The 12,945-nt window shown below is 46.8% G+C and carries 8 protein-coding genes; 2 read left to right on the plus strand and 6 right to left on the minus strand.

All coding sequences use genetic code 11. The features are described from left to right. The 5 genes from ACESPU_RS06860 to ACESPU_RS06880 form a co-directional block, all read right to left on the minus strand. Positions 1 to 3,171 carry a SusC/RagA family TonB-linked outer membrane protein gene (locus ACESPU_RS06860; protein WP_158532891.1) on the minus strand — a complete coding sequence of 1,057 codons (3,171 nt, stop codon included), beginning with the start codon at positions 3,169 to 3,171 and terminating at the stop codon, positions 1 to 3. Positions 3,172 to 3,697: 526 nt separating this feature from the next. After that, positions 3,698 to 4,702, minus strand: a complete 1,005-nt coding sequence (locus tag ACESPU_RS06865) for a M28 family metallopeptidase (protein WP_129984430.1) — start codon at positions 4,700 to 4,702, stop codon at positions 3,698 to 3,700. Positions 4,703 to 4,936: 234 nt separating this feature from the next. Beyond that, a complete protein-coding gene (locus tag ACESPU_RS06870) occupies positions 4,937 to 5,098 on the minus strand; it encodes a hypothetical protein (RefSeq protein WP_005858277.1) in 162 nt (53 codons plus the stop codon). 186 nt (positions 5,099 to 5,284) lie between these two features. Continuing rightward, complete coding sequence (locus tag ACESPU_RS06875) at positions 5,285 to 5,827, minus strand: carbonic anhydrase (RefSeq protein WP_005858279.1); 543 nt, start codon at positions 5,825 to 5,827, stop codon at positions 5,285 to 5,287. A 34-nt stretch (positions 5,828 to 5,861) separates the two neighbouring features. Beyond that, positions 5,862 to 6,638 carry a Cof-type HAD-IIB family hydrolase gene (locus ACESPU_RS06880; protein WP_008778109.1) on the minus strand — a complete coding sequence of 259 codons (777 nt, stop codon included), beginning with the start codon at positions 6,636 to 6,638 and terminating at the stop codon, positions 5,862 to 5,864. 96 nt (positions 6,639 to 6,734) lie between these two features. On the opposite strand from ACESPU_RS06880, the gene ACESPU_RS06885 reads away from it, so the two are divergent. Further along, on the plus strand, positions 6,735 to 7,769 hold the full coding sequence (locus ACESPU_RS06885) for an aldo/keto reductase (RefSeq protein ID WP_008774160.1): 1,035 nt from the start codon (positions 6,735 to 6,737) through the stop codon (positions 7,767 to 7,769). Between the two features lie 147 nt (positions 7,770 to 7,916). Beyond that, the gene (locus tag ACESPU_RS06890) at positions 7,917 to 9,086 is read left to right on the plus strand and encodes a porin (protein ID WP_373133218.1); all 1,170 of its coding nucleotides are present in this window, start codon (positions 7,917 to 7,919) and stop codon (positions 9,084 to 9,086) included. A gap of 306 nt (positions 9,087 to 9,392) precedes the next feature. On the opposite strand, the gene nifJ is transcribed toward ACESPU_RS06890, so the two are convergent. Then, positions 9,393 to 12,944: a pyruvate:ferredoxin (flavodoxin) oxidoreductase gene (gene nifJ / locus ACESPU_RS06895; RefSeq protein WP_122379126.1), complete on the minus strand. Its 3,552-nt coding sequence runs from the start codon at positions 12,942 to 12,944 to the stop codon at positions 9,393 to 9,395. Position 12,945: the final 1 nt, after the last annotated feature.

Here is a 12,945-nt window from a genome sequence, read left to right on the forward strand (position 1 = left end):
TTAGAAACCAACTGTTACATTAAATGTGAAAGAGCGAGAAGTCGGAGCTGCCCCATTCTCAAAACCAGTAGCATTGGAATTTGTAGCCGAAATAGATTCCGGATCAATACCTTCCAAATGATTTACAATCATCCAAACGTTATTCGCCACGAATGATACACGTACTTTCTGTAATGGGGTTTTCTCTAACCATTTTTTCTCAAAATCATAACCAACGGTAATATTACGTAGACGAATATTAGTAGCATCATATAAAAATGCCTCACCCACACCGATATTACCTCCGGCAGCACGTCCCCAGTACAATTCAGGAGTAACAGCATTAGAATTTGCCGTATAACCACCATTTCCATCAGAAGTCACTGAATTCGGAACTACAAATTCCCCACGGGTTCCATTTATAACGGTACCTGCGGCATTACCTGCCTTGTACAAATTAGCAGTGGTCGCTGAGTAAATATTTCCACCAATACGAGCATCAATCAAAAAGCTCAAAGAAATATTTTTATAAGAGAACGAGTTAGTCCATCCCAACATACAATCAGGCTGTTGATTCCCCAGATAATAATCATCTGAAGTAACTAATGGTAAACCTTGAGCATCTACAATAATTTTACCAGCATGTTCCCCACTTTCAACACGTTGGAATTTTTTACCATAAATATCGCCATAATAACTACCCGTACGGGCTACAATCTTTAAATCATCAAAAGTCTTGATGCCATATTCATTTACTCCTTCATACAAATCTATGATTTTATTTTTATTGAAGGAAGCATTCAATGTTGTTTCCCAATTTAAGCCTCTAGGATTCTGCAAAATAGTACCATAAAGCATTAATTCCACACCTGAATTTTGAATATTACCTGCATTGATCTTACGTTTGGAATAACCAGAAAATGGATCCATTGCCAAATCTAGCAATTGGCGGGTAGCATTAGATTTGTACCAAGCCGCATCAATACCTAATCGATTATTGAAAAACTTCAAATCAATACCGGCTTCCCAAGATTTAATCAACTCTGAACGTACAGAAGAATCATATAAAGTAGTTCCTAGAGCTGCAGTTGGGTTACCATTTGGATCTTTATCAACCTTGAATACAGTATACAATTGATATGGATCAAGGTCATTACCTACTTCCGCATAAGAAGCACGAACCTTAGCGAAACTCATCCATTCCGGCATTGTACCGCCAACCTTTTCCACCATATCTGAAATAACACCAGATAAGCTAACCGAAGGATAAAAATAAGATTGGTTTTCTTTACTCATAGTGGAAGACCAGTCATTACGAGCCGTAATATCCATAAACAGCCAGCCATCCCAGTTCATTTGCAAAGAACCGTAAATAGAATTCATCTTGCGCTGTACATCTTCAGATGTATGCGTCATATTATTCTTGTCAGCGGCATTAGACATCGCAAATAGATTCGGGATCAATAAATCACCCGTACCAGCCTCTAATTTCTTACGGCGTTGCATCATCAAGTTTCCACCCACGGTCACAAAACCACCAAACTTGCTAAAAAGGTTATCTTTCTTAAAGGTAGTCAAGAAACTATAGTTGTTCTCATAAAAAGTCTCCGACTTCTCAGAGTAACGCCCTTTCGGATTCACATTACCACCAGAATATACCTTATTTGTAGTCGTAGTCGTATAATAGTCCGTACCGCCTTTTAGCTCGAGGTTCCACCAGTCCGTTATCTTATAAGAAAGAGAAATTGTACCTAACAAACGATTACGAGAGTCTTGATTTGTTCTATAATCTTTAATCCAATACGGATTTTCTTGGGGAGTACTCTCGGTATCCCACCAAATCATATTTCCATTTTCGTCCAAACAGTTCTCCAGATCCCTAATATCCAGCGATCGTGGTAAATTATAGATCGTACTAAAGGCATTCGATTGGTTAATACCTTGGATTGGACGATTCTTTGCGTTATTATTTAAATAGTTGGCTTTTGCATCTAATTTCCATCTTTTATCCGGACCGAACTCGCTTGTTCCACGCAAAGTAAGAGACATTTTATTTAATGATGCACCCGGAACGATGCCCTTATCATCAGAGCGATTAATTGAGGCGAATACCGCCGTCCCATCATAGCTCTGCTGAAAAGATACACCTTCATTGAATGAAGTTCCTTTCTGGAAATAAGCATCTATATTATCATAAGTATACATCTGGACTTTCTGCCCATCCCAGCGATCAATTGTTACGGAACCATCGGCAACAGGCCCCCAGCTTGAACGGTCTTTCACATTATATATGCCATTTGTACCCTGACCATACGTATTCTGTAATTCTGGTTTCAAAAACATGCTTTCCACTGTAACTCCGGCATTTACAGTAATACCTAATCCACTTTGCTTTTTACCCGATTTCGTCGTAATCAAAATTACGCCATTACCTGCACGAGAACCATATAACGCGGCGGCTGAAGCTCCTTTCAACACGTTCATGGATTCGATATCTTCCGGGTTGATATCTGACAAACCATTACCCATATCCACGCCGCTATTACCCCAAGCATCATCAACTCCTCCAGTAAAGTTATCCATTGGAATACCATCGACAACAATCAACGGCTGATTAGATCCAGTTAATGAATTATTACCACGCAATACAATTTTTGAAGAACCGCCAGGGCCACTACTAGAACGAACTACCTGCAAACCCGATACTTTACCAGATAACGCATTCGCAATATTACTTTCCCGTGCATTTACAAGTTCGTCTCCTTTCAATTCTTGCGTAGCATATCCCAACGCTTTCTTCTCACGCTTGATACCCAAGGCCGTAACCACGACCTCATCCAATTTCTGGGTGTCTTCCGCTAATTTGATAACGCCTACCGGCTTACCGGTATACGTAAGCTCCATGGTGGAGTAACCAATGAATGAGATTTGGATTACATCACCATTCTTGACGCCATCCAAAGTGAAATTACCGTCCATATCGGTAATCGTTCCATTAGACGTTCCTTTCACGACAACTGACGCTCCGGTCACTGGGCCGAAATCATCTTCCACTGTACCTGTTACTTTCCCGTTTTGCTGGGAGATAGAGGTACCTTGCTCAACAGGTGCGATGTTGGCATACATGCTTCCCGAGAAGCATAACGCACCCGCACATAGAATTAAGCTGACAGGTTTAAAGTTTTTCAACATAACTGATGGTTTTATTAATAAATAATTAGACAATGTCTTGGCGAAACATTTGTCTTTTAAAATTATTCACATACATACACTCACTCCTGAGTTCTAGCGTAATTAAGTTCAAATAAAAAATGGGCTAACTATCGGAGTCCTACATGAACTTTTCTTAAGTAGAAGTTGTTTTATTTAGTTGGCGCCAAAATACCTAGCACATTTTATATCGGAGGCAAAGATATGAAATATTCATTACATTGTGTTATTATAATTAAATAAATCCTCCCTTATTTTTTATGTTTTACAATATAAAATTAGAAATATAAACGATTTTAAGTTAAAATCGACTTGAGTTCATGTAGAACTAAGTATCTGCAGTAAGATATGAAATTACAGTAATTCAAGCGTTTTTTCAGAATATAAAAGCAAGCCAGCTTCATCGGCAAAGTAAGTTAATTAAAATGCCAAAGTAAGTTAACTTACTTCGCCGATGAAGTTAACTTACTTTTATTAGATATCTTCTATTGAAAAAGACGTATAATCTCTAAAAATCTTTCTCATTCGCCATATACCACATATTAAGGAACGAGGCCTTCGTGATATTCACCACCTTGTCCCAATTAATCCGGTCGGCATGGTCGCTCGGTTGATGGTAATCCGGATGCCCGTCGGTATGATACCAGATAATAGGGATACCTATCTTAGCGAAGGAACCGTTATCACTCCCTCCTACCGGGTTATCCCACGGACGATAATCCGGTGCCAGATTCAAGTTGTATTTCTTGATATCGTTCTTCAGCCAATCGCCGAAAGCAGGGTGCGCCTCTGTATAGAAATAAACCACATGGGTAGGCTTCGCCTCGTTATTGTTACGGCCGATCATATCGAAATTCAAATATCCTTTCACGTTCTTTATCTCTGGAAAAGACTGAACGAAGGCTTTCGATCCGAGAAGCCCTTTCTCCTCACCGTCCCAGAAAGCGAATATAACGGTTCGCTCCGGTTGCTGGCCCGTGGCAAGGAAAGCCCTCGCTATCTGCAAAACGGCAGAGACTCCGGAAGCGTTATCGTCCGCCCCGTTATAGATCTGGTCGCCATCCAGCATCGGGTCGATACCCAGATGGTCATAGTGAGCGCCGACGATCACGATCTCACTCGGGTTCTTGCCCTCTATCTTACCCAAGATATTATTCAAGGAAAGTTTCTGGAAAACACCGGTTTGCTTGATAGCCGCTATGGAATCCGGCTGCACCTGCCAGCGGGCCCCTCTCTTCTGGCGTTCCATATGGTAAGCCTCAAACGGATGGTAATAAGAGTCTCCTACAGGGTCGATACCTAATGATTTCAGGTTCGCCACGATATAATCGCCCGCTATACGGCCTCCACGGAAACCGGCCTCACGGCCCTCCAGATCATCATCGGCCAAGAAACCGATATGCGCCTCGGCGGTCGATCTATTTATCACGTCCAAACCTTTCTTCTCCGGACTTTCCGCCCAAAGAGCCGTACTTAATGCCAGCGACATTAAGAGTAATCCTGCTTTTTTCATCGTTTTTGTGTTCAAATGATTATTGTTTTAGCTTTTTCATCCACAAATATAAGTAATTTCCCTGATACGCGAAGGAGGAGGAAAGGAAAGGGCACAAAAAAAAGGCTCACCCGGCCGTATCGCCAAAGGTAATCCTCATTTCCTATCTCTCACCATTCCGTTTTGAACGGAGGTAAGAGATGACATCTAATTTATTTCTTACTTTAATTCTTTACTTAAAAAAGACGCGGTCTTTTAGTTCTTATCCGCATCTACACTCATTTCGCTCATAAGGCGACGGATCTCAGCGTTTAATCGCTGACTCATGGCACCATTGCCAGCTGACTGGTAACGATCAGCTTGATAACGCAACATCGCTAAAGCACGAAGGCTTTTCTCATTTTCTCTCATCATCATAATCTTTTTGTTTTACGCTTCCCACGCTTGGAAAGCCAGTTAATAAATAATCCTAAAACGATCTTTCTTTCTTAATTCGTTACAAAGATAACCATTTTATCCGAAACAATGTTGTAGAACATAATAAAATATTTCATTTTTTCGATTATTTATGACTTGTGCAAATAAGTCTAAATACGCCGGGGATTACTCTACCGGCGTTAATTCCCCTGTAACAGAGTCTATTACAAACCCTCTTACCGTTATATCCGACGGAATCAGCGGATGATTCCGAATTTGCTCCACGGTCTCGTGCACGGAAGCCTCGGAGGTCTCGAATCCCCGCAACCACGACTCGAAGTTTATACCGCAATATCGGATCATATCTATTCGTTCCTGCGGAATTCCCCGCTCTTTCATCTTTTCGATCATCTCGGAGCTATTCATGTGCTTGGCTCCACAATCGGTATGCCCGATTATCATTACCTCTACAACCCCAAGCTCGTAAATCGCCACCATCAAGCTCCGGATAACGCTTCCGAAGGGGTGGGATATGATCGCCCCCGCGTTCTTTATAATTTTCACGTCTCCATTCTTGATGCCCAAGGAGGCGGGTAGCAACTCGGTCAGCCGGGTATCCATGCAAGACACGATGGCGATCTTCTTATCGGGATATTTATTCGTGATATACTTCTCATACCCCTTGTTCTTTACGAACTCACGATTATAGCTTACCAATTCATCAATCATAGCGTTTGTGATTTAGCGTTATTAAACTGTTTATTTATATAACATCGAAATGTCTTAAAGCGTTCATGACACCATCGTCATCTACGGAGTCGGTCACGTAATCCGCCGCCTCTTTCACCTCGTCGCCGGCGTTACCCATGGCTACCCCGATCCCGGCATGGCGAAGCATGGCCATATCGTTGCCTCCATCGCCAAAAGCCATCGTCTCGTGGAGCGAGATCCCGTAATACTCGATGATCTTATCGATCCCTACCGCCTTACTGCTCCCCCGCGGCACGACATCCGCAAATAGCGGGTTCCAGCGAGTAGCCTCGCAATGCGGCAAGACGGACATGATACGTTCTTCATGGCCGGGAGAGAAAAAGGCTATCAGCTGGTATACTTCCTTACCCCCGTTGCCACGCAAAGGACGCAAGGGAGGATGAGGAAAGTCTAGCATGTCGTAAAGCTGTCGCACAGAATCATCCACGTAGTTCTGGTAAATTCCATCTTCCTCCACCAAGGCGCACGGGAACGCCTCCTCATTCTCTTGATAGCGGATCAACGCCTCTATATCCTCCGACGGGATATTATGTTTATAGATAACCTTATCTTTTCCGGCCAAGCAATATCCTCCGTTCAAGGTAACATAGCCATCGAACTCTTGCGTCCCGAGGTTATTGATAGATTGCAACTGGCGGCCGGTAGCGATGAAAACCTTGATTCCCTTTTCTCGCAACAGGTCCAAGGCCCGGACCGTGGAGTCCGGTAGTTTATGCGTCTTGAAACTTACCAACGTACCGTCAATGTCAAAAAATACTGCCTTAATCATACTTATACCTATTATCTTCTTTTAATGACAAAGATACACTTTATTTGTTACATTTGTATTTTCATTTCCTTCATCAAATAATAGATATAGTTTTTTATGGAATACAGACAATTAGGAGGTTCCGGATTATACGTTCCGGCACTTTGTTTAGGTACGGCTACTTTTGGTGGCACGAATGGTTTTGAAGGTTGGGGACATACCGAGGTGGAAGAGGCTACCCGTATGGTCAATCTTTGCTTGGACGCCGGGGTGAATCTATTCGATACGGCGGATGTCTACTCCAACGGTCTTTCCGAGGAAATCTTGGGAAAGGCGATCCACGGATTGAGGAATCGCCTCTTGATCTCCACGAAGGCGACTTTCAACCTAAGCCCGGAGAGCCGTAACGCCATCGGTTCTTCCCGTTTCCATCTGATACAGGCGTGCGAGGCGAGCCTGAGACGATTGAACACGGATCATATCGACATTTATCATATGCACGGTTTCGACGCGAATACCCCGGTAGAGGAGACACTCCGAGCCTTGGACGACTTGGTGACGAGCGGGAAGGTCCGTTATATCGCTTGCTCGAACTTCTCCGGCTGGCATTTAATGAAGTCGCTTTCCGTATCGGAGCGGTATGGATGGAGCCGGTACGTGGCCCAACAGGTTTATTACTCCTTGTTGAACCGGGAGTTTGAGTGGGAACTGATGCCGCTAGGCATCGACCAAAAGGTGGGCGCCATTATCTGGAGCCCTTTATCCGCCGGACGTCTGGGCGGGAAGTACCGCCGGAATAACCCGATCCCGACGGACGGGCGTGTCGCTCGCGGAGGAAGCCCGATACCCGACGAGGCTACTTCTTACGAACGCCTGTACGACATCGTGGAGGTATTGGAACAGGTAGCCGAGGAGACCGGGCATAGCGTGGCCCAATGCGCCTTGAACTGGTTATTGCAACGGCCTACCGTAAGCAGCCTTATCATAGGAGCCCGCACGGAAGAGCAGCTAAGGCAGAACCTAGAGGCCGTAGGCTGGAACCTCAGCCCGGAGCAGGTGAAGCGCCTCGATATGGCAAGCCAGACGACCCCGATCTACCCGTATTGGCATCAAGCGCAGTTCCCGGAATTGAATTCTCAATTGAGATTCTAGACGGACGCTGGCGAAAGCGTATACACCTCGGGATGCGGATAGCACGAAAGTCCGCATCCCCTACCCCCCCATTTTCATCCCCTTAAACGTATCTTGGTTAAGACGTTTTTTATACTTTTGTAGTCTGTTACCAACTAAATCTATCGTATGAGGAAACATTTTCTACTTTTCTTGCTTTGTCTAGCCACGAACGCCAGCCTGACGGCCCAAGAGACCCTTCGGGAGAATAACGGGGAACCTACACTCGTGGAACGATTATCGAACGGAGAGATCAAGATCAATAGCGCCGAGATGAACTTCCAGCTTTTCACCTCGGCCAACGCTGAGTTTGTCGGAAAGGAGCTAGACGGTATGAACTTCAAGCTGAACCGTGTCCGGCTGGAGATCAAGGGGGATGTAGGCAAGTGGCTGGGGTATCATTACCGGCAGTCGTTCAACAAATACTCCGATCCCTATTCGCTCGACAACCTCTCCTCCTCGCTCGAGCTGGCTTACGTGAACCTAAAGGCACGACATAATCTCAATTTCACGATCGGCAAGCAATTCGTTAATTTCGGGGGATACGAGTATTACGTCAATTCCATCCGGGTACGAGAGTTTAGCGAGTTCAATAATTTACTGACCGCCTACCAAGCCGGTATCTCGGGCAACTGGCAAGTCAACCCGGACCACGAGCTTTGTTTCCAGATCGTGAATAACCGCAACGGTAACGATGAGGACATCTACCCTACCGGACTTCCCGAGGGTACCGCCAAGGCCAAGATACCCTTTATGTACACGGTCAACTGGAATAGCTATTATCTGGACAAGACCTTGCAACTGCGTTATGCCACCGCCGTCGGACAGCAGACCCGCAAGCGCTATTCCTACTATTTCACCTGTGGCAATACCTATGAGAAAGGCCCGTTGCTAACGTACCTCGACGTTATGTACACCCGCCAAGGGATCGACCAACATGGGGTCGTCAGCCGTCTGCCCGGCACGCCTCACACCGCCATGAACACCGAATACCTATCGATTATCGGCAACGTGGATTACCGTGTCCACCCCCAATGGAACGTTTACGTGAAAGGGGCGTACGAGACCGCCCGGGTGTATAAGAGCAACGGTGATTTCCGGAAAGGGATGTACCGCCGTTCGTGGAACGCGCAGAGTAGCGTGGAATTCTTCCCCTTCAAGCAACTCGACCTTTTCGTATTCGTCCTATACACCTACCGGGGCGTTATCCTAGAGAAAGCCGCCACGCGAATGGGAGCCATAGAACCGGATACACACCGTATATCGCTGGGGCTGGTCTATTCGATCCCGGTCTTCTGACAAACCGCGCATACGGTAGCGCAGGCTTGCAGATATGGTAGTACAGACTTGTAGATACGTTCGTGCAAACTTGCAGATACGCTTGTGTAAATTTGCAGATACGTTCGTGCAAACGTGTAGATACGTTAGTACGGATTTGTAGATACGGTAGCGCGGGCTGACACATAAGGAAGTACAGGCCGGCACATACGGTAGTACAGGTCCGTATTGCCTTATGTGCAGCCTCCCCCATCCACCCCATAAAAAAAGCGGTGCCTTCCGTTTCCGGAGACACCGCCCTCATTCTATAATAAAAGACCTGTTATATTAAGCCTCTACATCCCAATTCTCGGCAGCCATACGTTTGTAGCTACGCAGACGCCATTTAGCGTTCTCCTCGGCGGCGGCAAACAACTCAGCGGCCTCAGCCGGATATTGTTTAGCTACGGAAGCGAAACGAACCTCACCCTTCAAGAAGTCTTGGAACTTGCTCCAATCCGGTTCCTTGCTATCCAAGGTGAACGGATTCTTGCCCTCTGCCTCCAAAGCCGGGTTGTAACGCCACAAGTGCCAGTAACCGCATGCTACGGCTTCTTTCTCCTCAGCTTGCGACTTACCCATACCCTTCTTCAAACCGTGGTTGATACAAGGAGCGTAAGCGATGATCAATGAAGGACCGTCGTAAGCCTCGGCCTCGCGGATCGCCTTCAATGTCTGGGCTTGGTCGGCGCCCATAGCGATCTGAGCCACATATACGTAACCATAAGTAGTAGCCATCAAGCCAAGGTCTTTCTTACGTACCCTCTTACCGGAAGCGGCGAACTTAGCGATAGCGCCCACCGGAGTAGCCTTCGAGGACTGACCACCCGTGTTAGAGTAAACCTCGGTATCCAATACCAAGATATTTACGTTCTTGCCGGAAGCGATCACGTGATCCAAACCACCGTAACCGATATCGTAAGAAGCGCCGTCACCACCGATAATCCATTGAGAACGTTTTACCAAGAAGTGAGACAATTCCTTGATCTGAGCGCAAACCGGACAACCCTCCTTGATGCCTTGCTCAACGAATGCCATTACCTGCGGAGCCAATTCCTTCGTCTTCTCGGCATCGTTCTGGTTAGCGATCCAAGCGGCAGCTATCTCCTTGGCCTCAGCCGGAGCATGCTCGCCCACGGTGATCTGTTGCAACAAGCCTTCCAAACGTTTACGCATCTTCTCGTTCGCCAATTCCATACCCAAGCCGAACTCGCAGAAGTCCTCGAACAAAGAGTTTGCCCAAGCAGGACCTTGACCCTTCTCGTTCGTTGTATAAGGAGTGGAAGGAACAGAACCGGAGTAGATAGAAGAACATCCGGTAGCGTTAGCCACCATCTCGCGGTCGCCGAACAACTGGGTGATCAACTTCACGTACGGAGTCTCGCCACAACCGGAGCAAGCGCCTGAGAATTCAAACAACGGAGTAGCGAACTGTGAGTTCTTCACGTTAGACTTCACGTCTACCAAGTTTTGCTTAGAAGAAACGTTAGCTACGCAGTAGTTCCAGTTATCGGCCTCAGCCAACTGGCCTTCCAGCGGAACCATAGACAATGCCTTGTTGCCCTTGAATCCCGGACAGATATCGGCGCAGTTACCGCAACCCAGACAGTCGAGAACGTCTACCTGCATACGGAACTTCATACCCTTCATAGCGGCCGGAGCCTTCACGTCCAACATAGCGAAGCTAGCGCCCTTCTGCTCCTCATCGTTCAATACGAACGGACGGATAGAAGCGTGAGGACAAACGTAAGCGCATTGGTTACACTGGATACAGTTCGCCTCATTCCAAACCGGAACGAAAGCGGCCACGCCACGTTTCTCGTATTTAGCGGTTCCTTGCGCCCAAGTACCATCCTCGATACCCTTGAATGCGGAAACCTTCAATAAGTCGCCATCCTGAGCGTTGATCGGACGAACTACCTCGTTGATGAAAGCGGGATCGTTGTTTACGACAGCCTCATCATCCGGAAGGTTAGCCCAAGCGGGATCAACCGTCAATTGGTTGTACTCGCCACCACGGTCTACAGCCGCGTAGTTCTTGTTAACCACGTCCTCGCCCTTCTTACCGTAAGACTTAACGATGAATTTCTTCATCTGCTCGATAGCCAAGTCTACAGGGATAACACCCGTGATACGGAAGAAAGCGGACTGGAGGATCGTATTGGTACGGTTACCTAAACCGATCTCCAAGGCGATCTGTGTAGCGTTGATATAATATACAGTGATATTCTTCTGAGCGAAGTAACGTTTTACCTTATTAGGCAAGTGCTTAGCCAACTCCTCGGCGCCCCAAACGGTATTCAACAAGAAGGTACCGTTCTCACGCAAACCACGAGTCACGTCGTACATGCGCAAATAAGCCTGAACGTGGCAAGCCACGAAGTTCGGGGTATTCACCAAATAAGTAGAACGGATCGGATGATCACCGAAACGTAAGTGAGAACAAGTGAAACCACCGGATTTCTTAGAGTCGTAAGAGAAATAAGCCTGACAGTATTTATCCGTGTTATCACCGATAATCTTCACCGAGTTCTTGTTAGCGCCTACCGTACCGTCGGCACCCAAACCGTAGAACTTAGCCTCGAACATACCCTCACCGCCCAAGGCGATCTCTTCCTTCTGAGGCAGAGAAGTGAAAGTAACGTCATCCACGATACCGATCGTGAACTGGTTCTTCGGCATCGGCAACGCCAAGTTCTCGAATACGGACAGGATCTGAGCCGGAGTCGTATCCTTAGAACCCAGACCATAACGGCCACCTACGATAACCGGAGCATCCTCCTGACCATAGAAGCAGTCTTTTACGTCCAGATACAACGGCTCACCGTTAGCACCCGGCTCTTTCGTGCGATCCAATACGGCGATACGCTTAGCGGTCTTAGGCACGGCAGCCAAGAAATGCTTAGCGGAGAACGGACGATACAAGTGAACGGATACCAAACCTACCTTCTCGCCCTTAGCGATCAAGTGATCGATAGCCTCACGAGCGGCCTCCGTAACAGAACCCATGGCGATGATCACACGCTCAGCGTCCTCAGCTCCGTAATAATCGAACAAACCGTATTTACGGCCTGTGATCTTGGAAACCTCGTTCATATATTCTTCTACGATAGCGGGAACTGCCTCGTAGTACGTGTTGGAAGATTCTCTGTGTTGGAAGAAATGATCCGGGTTCTCGGCCATACCGCGAGCGACCGGTCTCTCCGGGTTCAAGGCACGGGCACGGAACTCAGCCAAGGCCTTCTGGTCGATAAGCGGAGCCAAGTCCTCATTCTCCAAAGCCTCGATCTTCTGGATCTCGTGAGAGGTACGGAAACCGTCGAAGAAGTTCACGAACGGCACACGAGACTTGATCGTAGCCAAGTGAGCGACACCGGCCAAGTCCATAACCTCCTGTACGGAACCCTCGGCCAACATGGCGAAACCTGTCTGACGGGCAGACATCACGTCTTGATGGTCACCGAAGATACACAACGCATGAGAAGCCAATGTACGAGCGGATACGTGGAAAACGCAAGGAAGCAATTCACCGGCGATCTTGTACATATTAGGGATCATAAGCAACAAACCTTGAGAAGCAGTGTAGGTTGTTGTCAAGGCACCAGCTTGCAATGAACCGTGAACAGCACCTGCGGCACCACCCTCTGATTGCATTTCCTGTACCATTACAGTCTCGCCGAAAATATTCTTACGTCCGGCTGCAGCCCATTCATCTACATATTCAGCCATTGTAGACGACGGAGTGATGGGGTAAATCGCGGCTACCTCGCTGAACATATACGAGATATGAGCAGCGGCCTGATTACCATCACAGGTTAAAAATTTCTTCTGTTTTGTCATA

The organism is Parabacteroides sp. 20_3 (assembly GCF_964238835.1).
In the GTDB taxonomy this organism is placed as follows: domain Bacteria; phylum Bacteroidota; class Bacteroidia; order Bacteroidales; family Tannerellaceae; genus Parabacteroides; species Parabacteroides distasonis.